Origin of the sequence: Salipiger sp. D13, assembly GCF_003703915.1 — a bacterium.
In the GTDB taxonomy this organism is placed as follows: domain Bacteria; phylum Pseudomonadota; class Alphaproteobacteria; order Rhodobacterales; family Rhodobacteraceae; genus Salipiger; species Salipiger profundus.
In genome coordinates, this window is sequence record NZ_ML112590.1 from 518,063 (window position 1) to 535,592 (window position 17,530).

At 68.5% G+C, this 17,530-nt stretch carries 17 protein-coding genes; 8 read left to right on the plus strand and 9 right to left on the minus strand.

Annotation, left to right across the window (positions count from 1 at the left end; translation table 11 throughout):
- Window positions 1–5: 5 nt before the first annotated feature.
- Window positions 6–806 carry a glycosyl transferase gene (locus tag D6860_RS02430; RefSeq protein ID WP_076624182.1) on the minus strand — a complete coding sequence of 267 codons (801 nt, stop codon included), beginning with the start codon at window positions 804–806 and terminating at the stop codon, window positions 6–8.
- Between the two features lie 195 nt (window positions 807–1,001).
- Here D6860_RS02430 and D6860_RS02435 point away from each other — a divergent pair, with 195 nt between their 5' ends.
- Window positions 1,002–1,274 (plus strand): DUF2934 domain-containing protein, encoded by a 273-nt coding sequence (locus tag D6860_RS02435; protein ID WP_206512188.1) that lies wholly within the window; start codon window positions 1,002–1,004, stop codon window positions 1,272–1,274.
- Window positions 1,275–1,467: 193 nt separating this feature from the next.
- On the opposite strand, the gene D6860_RS02440 is transcribed toward D6860_RS02435, so the two are convergent.
- From D6860_RS02440 to D6860_RS02460, 5 genes are all read right to left on the minus strand, one after another.
- Window positions 1,468–2,631: a M20 aminoacylase family protein gene (locus tag D6860_RS02440; protein WP_017467733.1), complete on the minus strand. Its 1,164-nt coding sequence runs from the start codon at window positions 2,629–2,631 to the stop codon at window positions 1,468–1,470.
- A gap of 99 nt (window positions 2,632–2,730) precedes the next feature.
- Window positions 2,731–4,074 (minus strand): NAD(P)/FAD-dependent oxidoreductase, encoded by a 1,344-nt coding sequence (locus tag D6860_RS02445; RefSeq protein WP_076624181.1) that lies wholly within the window; start codon window positions 4,072–4,074, stop codon window positions 2,731–2,733.
- Window positions 4,071–5,237, minus strand: a complete 1,167-nt coding sequence (gene argE, locus D6860_RS02450) for an acetylornithine deacetylase (protein WP_076624180.1) — start codon at window positions 5,235–5,237, stop codon at window positions 4,071–4,073. Before argE ends, D6860_RS02445 begins: the two co-directional genes overlap by 4 nt.
- A gap of 111 nt (window positions 5,238–5,348) precedes the next feature.
- Window positions 5,349–6,146 (minus strand): aldolase, encoded by a 798-nt coding sequence (locus D6860_RS02455; protein WP_076624179.1) that lies wholly within the window; start codon window positions 6,144–6,146, stop codon window positions 5,349–5,351.
- Between the two features lie 76 nt (window positions 6,147–6,222).
- On the minus strand, window positions 6,223–8,043 hold the full coding sequence (locus D6860_RS02460) for an ABC transporter ATP-binding protein (protein WP_076624178.1): 1,821 nt from the start codon (window positions 8,041–8,043) through the stop codon (window positions 6,223–6,225).
- Between the two features lie 259 nt (window positions 8,044–8,302).
- On the opposite strand from D6860_RS02460, the gene D6860_RS02465 reads away from it, so the two are divergent.
- The 4 genes from D6860_RS02465 to D6860_RS02480 all read left to right on the plus strand — a co-directional run bounded on the left by D6860_RS02465 (window position 8,303) and on the right by D6860_RS02480 (window position 12,456).
- On the plus strand, window positions 8,303–10,009 hold the full coding sequence (locus D6860_RS02465) for a peptide ABC transporter substrate-binding protein (RefSeq protein WP_076624177.1): 1,707 nt from the start codon (window positions 8,303–8,305) through the stop codon (window positions 10,007–10,009).
- A 66-nt stretch (window positions 10,010–10,075) separates the two neighbouring features.
- Complete coding sequence (locus tag D6860_RS02470; RefSeq protein WP_017467805.1) at window positions 10,076–10,414, plus strand: nuclear transport factor 2 family protein; 339 nt, start codon at window positions 10,076–10,078, stop codon at window positions 10,412–10,414.
- 10 nt (window positions 10,415–10,424) lie between these two features.
- Window positions 10,425–11,462 carry an ABC transporter permease gene (locus D6860_RS02475; RefSeq protein ID WP_017467806.1) on the plus strand — a complete coding sequence of 346 codons (1,038 nt, stop codon included), beginning with the start codon at window positions 10,425–10,427 and terminating at the stop codon, window positions 11,460–11,462.
- Window positions 11,455–12,456, plus strand: coding sequence for an ABC transporter permease (locus tag D6860_RS02480; RefSeq protein WP_076624176.1), 1,002 nt, complete (start codon window positions 11,455–11,457; stop codon window positions 12,454–12,456). Before D6860_RS02475 ends, D6860_RS02480 begins: the two co-directional genes overlap by 8 nt.
- A gap of 64 nt (window positions 12,457–12,520) precedes the next feature.
- Here D6860_RS02480 and D6860_RS25860 read toward each other — a convergent pair whose 3' ends face one another.
- The 3 genes from D6860_RS25860 to D6860_RS02490 all read right to left on the minus strand — a co-directional run bounded on the left by D6860_RS25860 (window position 12,521) and on the right by D6860_RS02490 (window position 13,981).
- Complete coding sequence (locus D6860_RS25860; protein ID WP_256359813.1) at window positions 12,521–12,649, minus strand: hypothetical protein; 129 nt, start codon at window positions 12,647–12,649, stop codon at window positions 12,521–12,523.
- A gap of 64 nt (window positions 12,650–12,713) precedes the next feature.
- Entirely contained in the window at window positions 12,714–13,427 is a 714-nt protein-coding gene (locus D6860_RS02485) for an anti-sigma factor (RefSeq protein ID WP_076624175.1), read from the minus strand.
- On the minus strand, window positions 13,424–13,981 hold the full coding sequence (locus tag D6860_RS02490; protein WP_076624174.1) for a sigma-70 family RNA polymerase sigma factor: 558 nt from the start codon (window positions 13,979–13,981) through the stop codon (window positions 13,424–13,426). Before D6860_RS02490 ends, D6860_RS02485 begins: the two co-directional genes overlap by 4 nt.
- Window positions 13,982–14,147: 166 nt before the next feature.
- Here D6860_RS02490 and cobS point away from each other — a divergent pair, with 166 nt between their 5' ends.
- The 3 genes from cobS (at window position 14,148) to cobT (ending at window position 17,500) form a co-directional block, all read left to right on the plus strand.
- On the plus strand, window positions 14,148–15,131 hold the full coding sequence (gene cobS / locus D6860_RS02495; protein WP_076624173.1) for a cobaltochelatase subunit CobS: 984 nt from the start codon (window positions 14,148–14,150) through the stop codon (window positions 15,129–15,131).
- 60 nt (window positions 15,132–15,191) lie between these two features.
- Complete coding sequence (locus tag D6860_RS02500; RefSeq protein WP_017468594.1) at window positions 15,192–15,515, plus strand: hypothetical protein; 324 nt, start codon at window positions 15,192–15,194, stop codon at window positions 15,513–15,515.
- A gap of 107 nt (window positions 15,516–15,622) precedes the next feature.
- Entirely contained in the window at window positions 15,623–17,500 is a 1,878-nt protein-coding gene (gene cobT / locus D6860_RS02505) for a cobaltochelatase subunit CobT (RefSeq protein ID WP_076624172.1), read from the plus strand.
- The last annotated feature ends 30 nt before the right edge of the window (window positions 17,501–17,530 follow it).

Sequence of the window (17,530 nt, forward strand, 5' to 3'; positions counted from 1 at the left end):
CCGCCTCAGGCCCAGTCCGGGCCGAGATCCGCCTTCGCGCGGTCGATCCAGTGCTCGCGCAGCCAGTCGCAGGGCTTCGAGTGGCGGATGAAACTGCCGTTCCAGCCCTCGAGCGCATCGGTCATCTTGGGCCGGCCGTGGAAGCAGACCACGCGGGCGTCCTCGGGCAGGCGCGGCTTGTGCAGCCAGTTGCGCGGGAACGGGTTGCAGTCATACTTGAACGACACAACCCAGTCGCCGGGGATATAGGTGAAGACACCCCGGTCCATCGCCTTGTGGCTGGTGTAGCGCTGCTCGGAGCCGCGCGCGTTCTCGACTTCCTTGTAGGCGCCCCGGGCGAGGTCCTCGTAGAGGAAGCCGTGCCGGGCCGGGTCGAAGCGGAACACGGAGCCGTGACCCGTGGGCCGGCCCTTGCGCTTCTCGGTCCAGTCGTGGCGCATGGCGACGGTGCCGGGCGCGAGGTCGTGGATCTCGTCGAGCGATCCGGTGATCACCACGTCGAGGTCGAAGCCGAGGAACGGGCCCTCGAGGTCGGGCACCAGGCCGGGGCGGAAGAGCGAGACCTTGCGCATCGCCCCCTGCCGGTTCGCCACCGCGAGCGCCTGCGCCATCGGCTCGGCGAAGGGCTCGACCGGGAGCGGCAGCACCTCGATGTCCGGGTGCAGCCCCTCGGCGTGCTCGGTCATGCAGAAGAAGCGGATCGGGCGCGCCATGTTGCGGCGCACGCCGCTGTAGAGCCGGTTCACGTATTCCGGCCCGAAGGCGGTGCCCCACTTGATGCAGATGATGTTGGCTCGTTGCGTCACGCGGCACCCCCGGCGTCTGGTCTGCCCGCGCTTTAGCCGAAAGCGGGCCGCTCTGCCATCCCGTTGGGCAGGAGACCGCGCAGGACCGGCGCGCCGCCGGTTCGCGCTAACGCCGATGCCCCGTCCCGGGCACACTTTCGGGGCGTGCCACCCCACGGGCCGCACTGTCTCATGCCACAGAAGAGGACCACCCGGATGAGCCACCCTTCCCCGATGCCCACCGAATCCCGGATCGCCGAAGCTGCCTATTATCTCTGGCTCGACGCCGGCTGCCCCGCCGGACGGGACGCCGACCATTGGACCGCCGCCGAGGCCGCGCTGCTGGCGGTGCCGCCGAAACCGAAACGCAAGCGCGCGGCGGCCGCCAGAAGCGCTCCGAAGGCGAAGGCCGGGGCCGCCGCCGGAAAAAGCGCCGCGAAGCCGAAGGCGAAGCGCAAGACCGCCAAGGCGCGGTCCGCCGAGGCCTGAAGCGTCTCGCCCCGTCCCCGGCGCCGGGACGAGCGGCGCCAGCAGATGCCTCCGGCGGGGATTTTTTCAGCCAGAAGAAGGGCCTGCGCCGCGCGTCGCTCCGGACCGTGGCGGCGCGGCATGGGCGATTTCCGGGCCCTGCTGACCGGCGGAGTGCGGCGCGTCCCGGGGACGCGCCGTGGGTCTTGGCGCCTCAGGCGGCGGGCATCCGGCGCTCGACGATCTCGGCATACCAGGAGCAGCCCGCCGGGATCGCCTCGTCGTTGAAGTTGTACTCCGGCGAATGCACCATCGCGCTGTCGCCGTTGCCGACGAGGATGTAGGCGCCGGGGCGTTCCTCGAGCATGAAGGCGAAATCCTCGCCGCCCATCACCAGCGGCGCCTCGGCGCAATCGCCGGCCACCGCGCGCGCCACCTCGGCGGCGAACTCGGTCTGCTCGTCGTGGTTGGCCATCACCGGGTAGTTGCGGGTGTAGCTGACCTCGGCCTGCGCGCCCATGGCGGCGGCGACGCCGGTGCAGATCTCGTTGATGCGGGCCTCGGCCAGATCCTGGTTCTCGGGGCTGAGCGTGCGCACCGTGCCGCGCATCTGCACCCGCGGCGGGATGACGTTGTAGGCCTGCGAGGAGGTGACGAAGCTGGTCACCGAGACGACGATCTGGCTCACCGGGTCGGCGTTGCGGCTGGCGATGCTCTGCAGCGCGAGCACGATCTGGGCCGAAATCACCGTGGGGTCGATGGTCTCGTGCGGCTTGGCGCCGTGGCCGCCGCGCCCGGTGACGGTGACGTCGAAGATGTCGGTCGCCGCGAAGAACGGCCCCGGGCGGATCGCGAAGCTGCCGAGCGGCTGGCCCGGCCAGTTGTGCATGCCGTAGACCTCCTGGATGCCCCAGCGGGCCATCATGTCCTCGTCGCACATCACCTTGGCGCCACCGCCGCCCTCTTCGGCGGGCTGGAAGATCACCACCACGGTGCCGTCGAAGTTGCGCGTCTCGGAGAGGTATTTCGCGGCGCCGAGCAGCATGGCGGTGTGACCGTCATGGCCGCAGGCGTGCATCGCCCCGGGAGTCTTCGAGGCATAGTCCACGCCGGTGTTCTCGGTGATCGGCAGTGCGTCCATGTCGGCGCGCAGGCCGATGACCTTGCCCGACCCGGTCCCCTTGCCCCTGATGACGCCGACCACGCCGGTGCGCCCGATGCCCTCGGTGACCTCGTCGCAGCCGAAGGCGCGCAGCTTCTCGGCGACTATGCCGGCGGTGCGGTGGGTGTCGAAGAGAAGTTCGGGGTTCTCGTGGAAGTCACGTCGCCAGGCCGTGATCTCGTCCTGCAGTTCGGCGAAGCGGTTCTTGACGGGCATGTCGGGGCTCCATTGGGGCTGATGTGAAAGTGATCCGGGCGAGCCTGCCACCGGGCGGGCCGCCCCGCAAGACGGCGCACGGCGGGCGCCGAGGCAGGCTCAGATGTTGGGGCCGGTGACGAGCTTCGAGCCGTCGGAGAAGCGCGACAGCCGGAAGCGGTGCAGGTCGTGGCCCGGATCGCGGCCGCGCGCCATGTCGGCGGCGATGCGTCCGAAGGCCGGGCCGATCCCGAAGCCGTGGCCGCACATGCCGGTGACGAGCGTGAGCCCGGGCAGCGCCTCCACGTCGTCGACCACCGGCACCACGTCGGGCATCACATCGATCATCCCTGCCCACGCGGCCTGCAACGGCGCCGCGCCCATCTGCGGGAAGTGGCGGGCGAAGCGCGCACGGCTCTCGGCGACCTTGGCGGCGTTCGGTTCGGGCGAGAGGATGCGCATGCGCTCGAAGGGGCTCTGCGCGTCGTCGCCCCAGCGGCGCGGCGTGCCCCAGGCGTCGGGATAGCCTGCGGGCGCCATGGTGCGGAGGCGGACGTCGAATTCTCCCGAGACAGCGAGCGGCAGGTAGCGGCGCAGTGCCCGGAAGGCATCGGGACCGATGAAGAGCTCGGAGAAGGCCGCGGGGGCGAGCGTGTAGCCGCCATCCTCGCGCGGGCGGAAGGCCAGCTTGTCATCGATGGCAGCGGTATTGACGGCCTGCGGCAGCCGCTCGGTGGCCATGGCGGTCGAGCGAACGGAGAGCTGAGGCAGGCTCACCCCGTGCCGGCGCAGGAACAGCGAGGACCACGCGCCGCCCGCCAGCACCGCGCGGGTGCAGCGGATGCGGCCGTGTTCGGTCACCACGCCGGCGAGCGCGCCGGCCTGCATGTCGAGGCCGCGCACCGCGCAGCCCTCGCGGATCACCGCGCCGTCGGCGGCGGCGAGCCGCGCCAGTTCGGGCACCGCGACCCAGGGCTCGGCCTTCATGTCCGAAGGCGTGTGCAGCGCCCCCACCCAGGGGCTGTCCTCGGCACCCAGAAGCGCCCTGGTCTCGGCGGCGTCGAGCATCCGCGAGGACACGCCCAGCGGTTTCGCCTCGTCGAGCCAGCCCTGGTATGCCGCCATGTCCTTGTCGTCGCGCGCGAGGTAGCTCACGCCCACGGTCTTCACCCCGAGGCGGCCATCGCAGTCGGCATCGAGCGCCGGCCACAGCTCCTGCGCCTCGAGCGCGATCGGGATCTCGGCCATGTCGCGGCCCTGCACCCGGATCCAGCCCCAGTTGCGCGAGCTTTGCTCGGCGGCGATGCGGCCCTTCTCGAGCAGCACCACCGAGAGCCCGGCGCGGGCGGCGTGAAGCGCGGTCGAGACACCGATCACCCCGCCGCCGATCACCACGAGGTCACAGGCCTCGGGCAGCGGGCCGTCATGCTCGCGTGGGCCCTCGTCGCGGAAGGGAAAGATCATGCGAGCTGCTCCAGCAGGCGCCGCATGAAATTCTGGCCGGCATCGAGCTGGGCGATCTCGATGTATTCGTCGGGCTTGTGGGCGATGTCGATGTCGCTGGGCCCGCACACCACGGCGTCGTAGCCTTCCGCCTGGAAATGGCTGGCCTCGGTGCCGTAGCTCACCTGCATCACACCGTTGTCGCCGGTCACCTGCCGCACCAGCGCCTCGGCGCTGTTGTCGAGCGTCGGCACCAGCGGTGGCAGTTCGAACATCGTGCGGACCTCGATGCGGGCCTCGGGGCAGACCGCCTGCATCTCGGCCTCGAGCCGGGCGACCTCGTCGCGAAAGCGGTCGGCCCACATCTGCGGATCCTCGCCCGCGATGACCCGGAACCCGAGACCGAACTCGCAGTCCTTGGCGGTGATGTTATGCGCCGTGCCGCCGTGGATCTGTCCGACGTGAACGTTGGTATAGGGCGGATCGAACAGCGCCGCGACGGCGTCCGGCGTGGCCTCGGCGTTCTCGGCGTTCACCCGGTTCGCCCAATCGATGAGCCTGGCGCCCCACATGATGGCCGAGACGCCCTTGTGCAGGATCGAGCTGTGCACCTCGACGCCATGCACATGCACCCAGAAGTTCACCCCGCCCTTGTGGCCGGTGACGGTCTTCATCATCGTCGGCTCGCCGACGATCACCGAGCGCGCCCGAGGCACCACGCCCTGCATCGCCTCGGCAAGATCGCGGCCGCCGATGCAGCCCAGTTCCTCGTCGTAGCTGAGCGCGAGCTGCAGCGGTGTCGTGACGCCGCGATGCCTGGCCTCGACCAGCGCCCAGATCGCCAGCGCATCGAAGCCCTTCATGTCGGTCGAGCCGCGCCCGTAGAGGCGGCCGTCGCGCTCGGTCAGGGTGAAGGGGTCGCTGGTCCAGGCCTGCCCGTCCACCGGCACCACGTCGGTATGACCCGAGAGCACGACGCCACCATCCTCTTCCGGCCCGACATGCGCGAAGAGCGCGGCCTTGAGGTCGGGCTCGGAGGGTTTCGGGTGGCGGTGGCTCTCGATGCCGTGGCTGGCAAGGTAATCTGCGACCCAGTCGATCAGCGGCAGGTTGGTGTCGCGGCTGACGGTCGGAAAGCTCACCAGCGTCTCGAGGATCTCGCGCGGCGAAAGGCGGGACGTCATGGGGTATCCTTCGTTTGTCTACATATGGACTAGCGCCCTGTCCGCCGCCGGGCAAGAGGCGTGCGACAGGCGCTTCGGCACGGCCCGCCGTACTGCCCGAAACCGCGCCGCTCAGTGGCGGTACTGCGGCTCCTCGGCATCGAGCTGGCGGCGGATCGCGGCAAGGTGGAGCCGGGCGGACCCGGAGTCGCCCTCGCGCATCTGCTCGTAGGCGGCCTGCGCCACGTCATGCGGCACCGGTGCGACCTTGCGGCCGGTCGACATCGCAAGCACCTGCACCTCGGCGGCGCGTTCGAGATAATATAGATCGTCCCACGCTTCGGCGATGGTGGGCGCCAGCACCATGACGCCGTGGTGCTTCATGAAGACGATGTCGGCGTCCCCGACGGCGCCGGCAATGCGGGCGCCCTCGGCGTTGTCGAGCGCCAGGCCGTTGTAATCATCGTCGACCGCCGTCCGCCCGTAGAACTTGAGCGCGGTCTGGCCGGCCCAGACCAGCGGGTCGCCCTCGGTCATCGACAGCGCCGTGGCGTAGGGCATGTGGGTGTGAAAGGCGACTCTCGCGCGCGGCAGGCGCCGGTGCATCTCGGCATGGATGTAAAAGGCGGTGGCCTCGGGCTCGCCCTCACCCTCGACCACGTTGCCCTCGAAGTCGCAGACCAGCAGCGACGAGGCCGTGATCTCGCGGAAGGCGAAGCCGTAGGGGTTCACGAGGAACAGGTCATCGTGCCCCGGCAGCACCGCCGAGAAGTGGTTGCAGATGCCTTCCCCGAACCCGTTGCGCGCGGCCATCCGGAAGCAGGCGGCGAGATCCTCGCGCGCGGTGCGGATCGCGTCGGTGGCAAGGTCGGGGCGGTTGTGGTGGGCAGGCGCGGCGGGGGCCGCGCGGTCGCGGAGGCTGTGGGCCATGGGAAGACGCTGTCCTTTCAGTGCAGATGCCGTGACGGCAGGATTGCCCGCACTCTCGGAGGACGCCCCGGGAAGCTCAATAGCCGCTGTCCGATGTCAGCACGAAATGACCCGGGGCGACTTCTTCGTAGGCGTTCGGTTCCGGCTCGTAGCCCACCGGGTGAATGGGCGACGGGATCGGCTTGAAATTGAGGTCCTTCTCGGACTTCCGCCTGTGCGGATCGGCCACCGGCACCGCCTGCATCAGCGCCCGCGTATAGGCGTGCTGCGGGTTGTCGAAGATGGCGGCACGCGGGCCGATCTCGACGATCCGGCCCAGATACATGACGCCGACGTTGTGGCTTACCCGCTCGACCACCGCCATGTCGTGGCTGATGAAGAGATACGAGAGCCCCAACTCGGCCTGCAGTTCCATCATCAGGTTCAGCACCTGCGCCTGCACGCTCACGTCGAGCGCCGAGACCGCCTCGTCGGCGACGATCAGCTTCGGCGACAGGGCGAGCGCCCGGGCGATGGCGACGCGCTGGCGCTGGCCGCCCGAGAGCTCGTGCGGATAGCGGCGCATGAAGCTGCGCGGAAGTTCCACCCGGTCGAACAGCATGGCCACCCGGTCGCGCATCTCCGCGCCCGAGTGAGTGCCGAAATTCCGCATGGGTTCAGCCACTTGATCGGCAAGGTTCATCTGCGGGTTCAACGAGGCAAAGGGATCCTGGAAGATCATCTGCATCTGCCGCCGCTCGTCGCGCAGCATGTTCGGCCCGAGCCCCATCACGTCGACCCCGTCAAGGTCGACGCGGCCCCGCAGCGGCTCGACCAGCCGCAGGATCGAGCGCCCGCAGGTCGACTTGCCGCAACCCGACTCGCCCACGAGGCTCAGCGTCTGGCCCTTGTTGAGGGTGAAGCTCACGTCCTCGACCGCGTGCACGTTGGCGATGGTGCGGCGGAAGAAGCCGCCCTTGACCGGGAAGCGCGTCGTCAGCCCCTCGACCGTCAGCAACGGCTTGTCGGTGCCGGGGATCGGGTTGATCTCGCCCTGCTCGCGCCCCAGAAGCTTCATCGGCTCGGGCAGCGGCTTGCCCTTCATCTCGCCGAGCTTGGGAACGGCGGCGAGCAGCGCCTTGGTGTAGGGATGCTGCGGGCGCTCGAAGATTTCCTCGACGGTGCCCTCTTCGACCTTGCGGCCGCGGAACATGACGACGACGCGGTCGGCCATCTGCGCGACCACCGCCATGTCGTGGGTGATGAACATCACCGCCGTGCCGGTCTCGCGCTTGAGCCGGTCCATCAGCGCGAGGATTTCCGCCTGGATCGTCACGTCGAGCGCCGTCGTGGGCTCGTCGGCGATCAGCAGCCGCGGCTTGCAGGCCAGCGCCATGGCGATCACCACGCGCTGCCGCATGCCCCCCGAAAGCTCGTGCGGATACTGCTTCAGCCGCCGCTCGGGCTCGGGGATGCGCACCTGCTTCATCAGCTCGAGCGCCCGGTCCTGCGCCTCGGCCTTGCTCATGCCGCGATGCACCCGCAGCCCCTCGGTCAGCTGGCGGCCGATGGTGAACACAGGGTTGAGCGCGGTCATCGGTTCCTGGAAGATCATGCCGATCTCGTTGCCGCGGATCTGGCGCATCAGGTCCTGGCCGGCCGAGGCCAGGTCGAGCGCGTCGCCGTCGCGGCGGTCGAACAGCAGCTTGCCGTTGGCGATGGAGCCGCCGCCGAACTCGATCAGCCGCATCAGCGTGAGCGACGAGACCGACTTGCCCGACCCGGATTCGCCCACGATGCAGACGGTTTCGCCGGCGTTGACGTCGAAACTCACGTCCTCGACGCCCGCGACGGTGCCGTCCTTGGTTTCGAACTCGACCCGCAGGCGGTCGATCCGGGCGATTGGGTTGTCGAGCATGGGCGGTCTCCAGAAGCTATCTGCGAACGCTACGGGCAGCTTTCGCCGGGTGTCAAACCCCGCATGCGGTTTCCGCAAAGGCAGAGCTTGCATTTTCGGAACGTTCTGTTTCGATGCTTCCACGATGGGGAGCAACGGGTCCGAAGAATGACCCTCCATACCGCCGAACCCGGTGTTCAGGTGCGGCGCGCAGGACAACATCCCCACAACAAGAATCATAAGGCCGGCAAAATCGCCGGCGCCCAACAAGGAGAGATCCATGACGCTCAAGACCCTACTTCTCGGGGCCGTGGCAACCAGCGCGATGGCGCCGGCCGCCTTCGCCGAACGCGGCGAGGACGGACACGTCAACATCATCTACTGGCAGGCGCCGTCGATCATGACGCCCTATCTCTCGGGCGGCACCAAGGACATCGAGGCCGCGAGCCTCGTGCTCGAACCGCTCGGCCGCTACACCGAGACCGGCGCGCTGGTGCCCTACCTCGCCGAGGAGATCCCCACCGTCGAGAACGGGGGCGTGAGCGAGGATCTGACCCAGATCACCTGGAAGCTCAAGGAAGGCCTTGTCTGGTCCGACGGCAGCCCGGTGACCTCGGCGGACGTGAAGTTCACCGCCGACTACTGCATGCACCCCGAGGGCGGCTGCGCACAGCTTGCGAAGTTCACCGGCGTCGAGAGCATCGACACGCCCGACGACCTGACCGTCGTGGTCAACTTCGACAAGCCGATGCCGAACCCCTACGGCCCCTTCATGGGCGGCCAGTCGCCGATCCTGCAGAAGGCCCAGTTCGAGCAGTGCCTCGGCGCCAACGCCTCGTCCTGCACCGAGGCCAACTTCAACCCGATCGGCACCGGCCCCTTCGTGGTCGACGAGTTCAAGCCGAACGACGTGATCTCGCTCTCGGCGAACTCCAACTACCGCGACCCCGAGAAGCCCGCCTTTGCCACCGTGACGCTCAAGGGCGGCGGCGATGCTGAATCGGCGGCCCGCGCGGTGCTTCAGACCGGCGAATTCGACTACGCGTGGAACCTCCAGCTTGCGCCCGACGTCCTGGCGAGCATGGCCGAGGGCGGCACCGGCACCCCCGTCTCGGCCTTCGGCACGCTGGTCGAGCGCATCGAGATGAACCTCACCGACCCGTCGCCCGACCTGCCCGAGGGCGAGCGCTCGACCGTGGCGCATCCGCACCCGATCCTGTCGGACGAGAAGGTCCGCCGCGCGCTCTCGATGGCCATCGACCGCGAGCTGCTGACCGAGATCGGCTACGGCCAGGCCGGCCGCGCGACCTGCAACCTCGTGCCCGCGCCCGAGCTCTACGCCTCGGACAACACCGAGTGCCTGACGCAGGATCTCGAGGGGGCCAAGGCGCTGCTCGAAGAAGCCGGCTGGACCGACAGCGACGGCGACGGTGTCCGTGACAAGGACGGCGAACCGCTTTCGCTGCTCTACCAGACCTCGACCAATGCGGTGCGCCAGGACTTCCAGGCGCTCATCAAGGACTGGTGGAACCAGATCGGCGTCGAGACCGAGCTGCGCAACGTAGACAGCTCGGTGTTCTTCGGCGGTGACCCGGGCTCGCCCGACACCTTCCAGAAGTTCTACGCCGACGTCGAGATGTACGCGAACAACTTCGACGGCACCGATCCGCAGAGCTACCTGTCGATGTATCGCTGCGGCAACGAGCCGAAGCCGTCGAGCCAGTGGCAGGGCGAGAACATCAACCGCTTCTGCGACGAGGAATACGACGCGATGCTCGACGAGCTGGCCAAGACCGGCGAGCTCGAGAAGCGTGGCGAGATCGCCAAGAAGCTCAACGACATGCTGACCAAGGAGAGCATGACCATCGTGCCGCTCGTCGACCGCGGCCGTGTTTCGGCGCATTCCAACACGCTTGGCGGCGTGGTGCTGAACACCTGGGACAGCGAGCTCTGGAACGCGGCCGACTGGTACCGCATCGAAGAGTGATCGCCTGACCTGCGTCGCGCGCCTCCGTCCCTCGTGGCGGGGGCGCGCCCGTTCCGAAAGCCCGCGATGACCGAGACGCTCTGGACCAGCGAACGCACCCTGTGGTGCGACGGGACCGACGCATTCCGCGCGCTCCTGCACCCCGAGGCCCGCATGGTCTTTGCCCTGCCCGGGCCGGCGCTCGACGCGGACGCGATCCTCGAGGCCATCGCCGCGGCTCCGCGCTGGAGCGACGTCGAAATTACCGACAGGACCGCCACCGCATTCGGAGACACCACGGTCCTGACCTATTCCGCCACCGGACAGCGCGCGGGCGAGCGCCCCTATTTCGCCAAGTGCGCCTCTGTCTGGTATCATACGCGAGACGGCTGGCGCATCGCGCTGCACCAGCAGACCCCGCTCTGAGGCCCGATACATGCTGACATACGCCGCCCGGCGCCTTGTGCTGTCGATCCCGACGCTCCTGTTCATCAGCTTCGTCATCTTCATGCTGCTGCAGCTCGCCCCCGGCGACCCGATGGCGCAGGTTCCCCTGACCGTGCCGCCAGAGGTGAAGCAGAAGATGCGCGAGGCGCTGGGGCTCGGACAGCCTCCGCTCGTGCAATACTGGAAATGGCTCGTGCAGGTGTTCTGGACCGAGCCCAAGATCTTCATCGACTGGCTGACCGCCGACAGCGCGCTGCTCGGCTGGCTGCCCGACACCCATCTCTACCAGGACGAGCTTCGGGTGATCTCGTGGCAGACCCGCTCGCCGGTGATGGACATCGTGCTGCAGCGCGTCCCGCAGACGCTCTGGGTGGTGGGCATGTCCTACGTGGTGGGCGTGCTGATCGCCCTGCCCATCGGCATCTACTCGGCCTACCGGCAGTATTCGGTCTTCGACCAGGCGGGCACCTTCATCACCATGATCGGCTTCTCGATCCCGCCGTTCTTCACCGGGCCGCTGCTGATCGTGATCTTCTCGGTCTACCTCGGCTGGTTCCCCTCGATCTACGACACCACGCACGAGGTCACCGACTGGGCGAGCTTCAAGTACCAGCTGAGCCAGATGGTGATGCCGGTCATGGTGCTGGCGTTGCAGACCACCGCGCAGCTGTCGCGTTACATGCGCGCCTCGATGCTCGACAACCTCAACCAGGATTACGTGCGCACCGCGCGGGCCAAGGGCCTGTCCGAGGCGGTGGTGGTCATGATCCACGTGCTGCGCAACTCGATGATCCCGGTGGTCACGGTGATCGCGCTCGGCGTGCCGGCGATCTTCGGCGGCGCCATCATCACCGAGAACGTGTTCAAGGTGAACGGCATCGGCCAGCTGCTCATCACGGCGCTCTTCGCCAACGACCTGCCGATGGTGATGACGCTGACGTTCATCTTCGCCTTCCTGATCGTGCTCTTCAACCTCATCGCCGACGTGCTCTACGGCCTGCTCGACCCGAGGATCCGCTATGACTGACAGCCCGCAGGACGATCTCATCCTCGCCGAAGGCGCCGACGCGCCGATCGAGGCGCTCAAGGACAAGGGACCGATGGCGCCGCCGCGCTCGAAGTGGCGCGACGTCTGGGACCAGTTCCGCAAGCACAAGGGCGCGATGATCGGGGCCTTCTTCCTGTTCGTCATCACCTTCGGGGTCCTGCTGGGCCCCTACCTCTGGACGCTCGATCCGCAGGCGCTCGACATCCGGTCCAAGGACATGCGCCCGATGTATACGGCGCTGTGGGACAGCACCGCCAAGGTCGGCTGGGCGCATCCGCTGGGCTCCGACCAGCTGGGCCGCGACAACCTCGCGCAGCTCATCGCGGGCGGCCGCGCCTCGATGGCGGTGGGCTGGGCGGCGATGGTGCTGTCGCTGGTCATCGGCACCGGCATCGGCGTGCTCGCCGGATTTTTCCGCAAGCTCGACGGGCCGCTCATGCGGCTCACCGACCTGTTCCTGTCACTGCCGATCCTGCCGCTGCTGCTGGTCGCGGTGACGCTCTTCCGCCAGCCGCTGCGCGCCAACTTCGGCCCCGAGGGCGGCATGTTCATCCTGATCGTGACCGTTGTCGGCATCACCTCGTGGATGCCGACGGCGCGCATTGTGCGCGGCGACATCCTCGCGCTGAAGGAACGCGAGTTCGTGCTGGCCGCCCGCTCCATCGGCACGCGGCCGTTCCAGATCATCCGGCGACACCTGCTGCCCAACGTGCTGTCGCCGATCATGGTCTCGGCGACGCTCGGGCTTGCCACCGCGATCATCACCGAAAGCGCGCTGTCGTTCCTCGGGGTGGGCTTCCCGTCGGACTTCCCGACGTGGGGCAAGATGCTGGCCGACGCCGTTGCCCGGATGGAGGATTTCCCCGAACGCGTGATGCTGCCGGGCATCGCGATCTCGCTCACGGTGCTGGGCGTCAACTACCTCGGCGACGGCCTGCGCGACGCGCTCGACCCGCGCATCCGGGGGCGCTGAGCCGAAGATGTCGCGGGCGGCGCACCGCCCGTGACGTCGGCGAGAGGCGCGGCGCGCAGAATCTTCACAGCCTTCTGCAGCCTCTGATGGTTTCGCCGCCAAGGGCGAACTGGTAGCCGCCGTTGTCCGAAAAGCTGGCCGCCGTGGTGCTGGCGGCCCCGATGTCGAAGAATTCGAGCGTATCATCTGGCATGATGGCCCCCCGGGGTCTGCCCGGGCGCCATGCTGCTGCAAAACCCCTAAGCGCGGATTAAGCGCTACTCGGCCGCGTCCTCCTCGCGCGGCGCGAGCTGGCCGAGCGACAGGATCGGCCCCGTGGCCTGACCGGTGGGCGAACCGCCAAGCGGCTCTTCCGAGATCGCGATGGCCGCGCCCGGCATCTGCAGGCCGAGGTCCTGCGGCACCGGGATCTGCGTCAGCTGCACCGCCGGGTCGACGAGCCCGAGCGAGATCGGCGTGTCGCCTTCCTCCGGGATCATCCAGATCTCGAGCGAGCGGTCGCCGGGCAGATCACCCGCGTCATGGCGCACCATGAAGGTGCCGCTGTCGGGCGCGTAATGCGCGAGCAGCTCGAGCCCGCGCGACGGAGTGTCGAGTTCGGCATAGAGATGCGGCGCGTCGCTGCCACGGTCGAGCAGCCCGCCGAACATCGCCGCCCAGGCGATGAGCGCGGCGGCCACCGCGCCGCCGAGATACGGCAGAAGCTGGCGCCACAGCGGTTTGCGCGGCGCGCCGAAGAGCGTCTGCTCGGTCCGGCGCAGCACCTGCGGCGGCGCCTCGACGGGGGCGATATCGTCGGTAAGCGTCGCGAAATACTGTTCCCAGGCCTCGACGTCCTGCCGCAGCTCGCGGTCCTGCGCGAGCTGCGCCTCGAACGCGCGGATCTCGTCCTCCGGCAGCAGGCCGAGGACATACTCCGCCGCCGCGGCTTCCCAGCCGCCCGGAAGGTCTGTTTCCTCTGGCCCGCTCATCGGCTCAGGCACTCCCTCAGTTGCATCAGGCTGCGGCGCAGCCAGGTTCGCACGGTGTTCAGCTTGACGCCGGAGGCGTCGGAGAGCTCGGCATATGTCGCGCCCTCGAGATAGGCCCGCCGCACCATCTCGGCACGGTCGGGCGGAAGTTCCGACATGCAGGCGAACAGCGCCTCCGCCTCGGCGCGCGCCTGCGTCTGTTGCGCCGGCCCCGGTGCGGGATCGGCCACGAGGTCCGCTGCCTCGATGGGAGCAGAGCTGCGCCGCTCCGCGGCATCGCGCTTGCGGCGCCGGTCGATCGCGGCGTTGCGCGCCAGCGTGATGAGCCAGGTCATCGGGGAATACCCGTTCACCCGGTATTGCCCGGCCCGGGACCAGATCTTGCAGAATGCGTCCTGCAACGCCTCCTCTGCCAGCGCCCTGTCATCCAAGACACGGAGGCACACGCCGAAAAGTTTCGCTGACGTCCGTTCATAAAGAAGCCGGAAGGACGCGCGGTCGCCCATGGCGATCCGGGCGATCAGATCTTCGATCTCGGCTTGCGGGGATGTCACGTGCGGATCACTCGGGGGGCTCGATGGGTCGTTGCTTCCAGAAAGCCTAGCGCGGCAGCGCAGGCGGGGCAAACGCTATCCGCCCGGCCGCCACGCCCTTGCCCTTCCCCTCGATATGTTGCACCACGGGTCAAACCGAGTTCACGACCCTTTACAGAGGCACGACATGAGCAGCGAGATCGACGTCAATGCGAAACCGACCGAAGAGATCGAGGTCCGCGAAGTCTTCGGCATCGACACCGACATGGTCGTGCACGGCTTCCCCGACCGCACCGACCGGGTGCCGGACATCGACAGCACCTACAAGTTCGACCCCGACACCACGCTGGCCATCCTCGCGGGCTTCCGCAACAACCGGCGGGTGATGATCCAGGGCTACCACGGCACCGGCAAGTCGACCCACATCGAGCAGGTCGCCGCGCGTCTCAACTGGCCCTGCGTGCGCGTCAACCTCGACAGCCACATCTCCCGGATCGACCTGATCGGCAAGGACGCCATCAAGCTCGTCGACGGCAAGCAGACCACCCAGTTCCAGGAAGGCATCCTGCCCTGGGCGCTGCGCAACCCCACCGCCATCGTCTTCGACGAATACGATGCCGGCCGCGCCGACGTGATGTTCGTGATCCAGCGGGTGCTCGAGACCGACGGCAAGCTCACGCTGCTCGACCAGAACGAGGTCATCACCCCGCACAAGCACTTCCGGATCTTCGCGACGGCCAACACCGTGGGCCTCGGCGACACCACCGGCCTCTACCACGGCACCCAGCAGATCAACCAGGGCCAGATGGACCGCTGGTCGCTGGTGGCGACGCTCAACTACCTCAGCATCGACGCCGAGGTTGCGATCGTCCTGTCGAAGGCGCCGCATTACAACAACGAGAAGGGCCGCAAGACCATCAAGCAGATGGTCACCGTGGCCGATTTCACCCGCCGTGCCTTCATGAACGGCGAGCTCTCGACCGTGATGTCGCCGCGGACCGTCATCGCCTGGGCGACCAATGCCGAGATCTTCCGCGATGTGGGCTACGCCTTCCGCGTCTCCTTCCTCAACAAGTGCGACGAACTCGAACGGCAGACCGTGGCCGAGTTCTACCAGCGCTGCTTCGACGAGGAACTGCCGGAGAGCGCCGCGCATCTGTCGCTCGCCTGAGCCTTGGCGCGTCCTGACACCCTGACCAGCCGTGCCTGTCGCCGCGGGCACGGACTGGCCATGACGGTCTGGCTCTGCGCCGCCGTTTCCGGCGAACGTGCGAACGCCAGCACCGCCGCGGACTGCGCGGCCTTCTGGCGCGGCGTCGCCGCCGAGCAACGCGCCATGCCCGGGCTCGGAATCTCGCCCGAGACCGCGGAGACCCTGGCTCGCAGTTTCGAAGAGCTTGCCTCACCCGATGCGGCCACCGCCGAGCGAATCTCCGGATACCGCCTGCTCTATCGTGGCCGCATCGACGGTGACCCCCAGAGCTCCGCCCTGTTCCGCCGCATTTCCCGGAGATGCGACGCACTTCTCGCAGAACAGGCGGCGCCCTCGTCCTGATCGCGCCGCAGTCATGGCCGGGCAGTACGCCGGCGTGATCTCTTCCCTCCGCCCTGCCCGTTGCTTTCCCCTTGCTAATCCGCGCGAGGGGCGCGAAACCTGTCGCCATGGCGAACCGCGACGACAACCCCGCTGATCCTTTCAAGAAGGCCCTGGCCGAGGCCACCAAGGTCATGGCCGACGACCGCGAGCTCACGGTGAACTACACCGTCGATCCCTCGGGCGTATCGGGCGACATCATGCGCCTGCCGCAGGTGAGCCGCCGGCTCACCCGTGACGAGGTGCTGCTGGCGCGTGGCACCGCCGACGCGCTGGCCCTGCATCGCCGCTACCACGATGCCGCGACGCATGCGCGCTACGCGCCCCCGGGCGAGATGGCCCGCGACCTCTACGAGGCGATGGAGACCGCCCGCTGCGAGGCGATGGGCGCGCGCGACATGCCCGGCACCGCCGGCAACATCGACGCGAAGATCGGTCACGAGGCCGCGCGCCGCGGCTACGGGCAGATCACCCAGCCCTCCGAGGCGCCGCTGCCGGTCGCCGCGGGCTACCTGATCCGTCACCTCGCCACCGGACGCGAGCTGCCGCCCGACGCCGATCACGTCATGGAACTCTGGCGTGGCTTCATCGAGGAGCAGGCCGGCGGCACGCTCGAGGGGCTCGAGGACACGCTCGCCGACCAGTCGGCCTTCGCCCGCTTCGCGCGCCGGATGATCACCGACCTCGGCTACGGCGACCAGCTCGGCGACGATCCCGACCAGATCGACGACGAGGACCAGGACGAGGCGGAGCCCGAGGGCGCCGAGGACGAGCAGCCCGATTCCACCGGCCAGGACGACGACCAGCAGGACGAGGCCGACGCCTCTCCCGAGCAGAGCCAGGACGAGACCCAGGACGCCAGCCAGGCGCAGGTCTCGGCCGACGACATGGCCGACCAGGAGATGGGCGAGGAAACCGAGATGCCCGAGGGCGAGGCGCCGATGGAGCCGCCCACCCCGGCGCCGGTGTCCGAGGCCGACCCCGCCTACAAGGTCTACGACGGCAGCCACGACGAGGAGATCCCCGCCGAGGAGCTCGCCGAGGCTCAGGAGCTCGAGCGGCTGCGCGCCTACCTCGACCAGCAGCTCGAACCGCTGAAAGGCGCGGTCTCGCGGCTGGCCAACAAGCTCCAGCGCCGGCTGCAGGCCCAACAGAACCGCTCGTGGGAGTTCGACCGCGAGGAAGGCATCCTCGACGCCGGCCGGCTTGCGCGCGTCGTCGCCAACCCGACCACGCCGCTGTCGTTCAAGGTCGAAAAGGACACCGAGTTCCGCGACACCGTGGTGACGCTGCTGCTCGACAACTCCGGCTCGATGCGCGGCCGGCCGATCTCGATCGCCGCGATCTGCGCCGACGTGCTCGCCCGGACGCTGGAACGCTGCAACGTCAAGGTCGAGATCCTCGGCTTCACCACCCGCGCGTGGAAAGGCGGCCTCGCCCGTGAGAAATGGCTCGGCGAGGGCCGCGAGCAGCAACCGGGCCGCCTCAACGACCTGCGCCACATCATCTACAAGCGCGCCGACGCGCCGTGGCGCCGCGTGCGCGACAACCTCGGTCTGATGATGAAGGAAGGCCTGCTGAAGGAGAACATCGACGGCGAGGCGCTGGAATGGGCGCACCGACGCATGGCCGGCCGGCCCGAGGCGCGCAAGATCCTGATGGTGATCTCCGATGGCGCTCCGGTCGACGATTCGACCCTCTCCGTGAACCCGGCGAACTATCTCGAGAAACACCTTCGCGACGTCATCGCCATGGTCGAGCGCAAGAAGCAGGTCGAACTGCTCGCCATCGGCATCGGCCACGACGTGACCCGCTACTACGACCGCGCGGTGACCATCACCGACGTCGAGCAGCTCGCCGGCGCAATGACAGAGCAGCTCGCCGCGCTCTTCGACAGCGACCCGCGCGCCCGCGCCCGCTTCATGGGCATCAAGCGCGCAGGCTGAGGGGCTCTGCCCCTCTTGCCCCGGACCTTG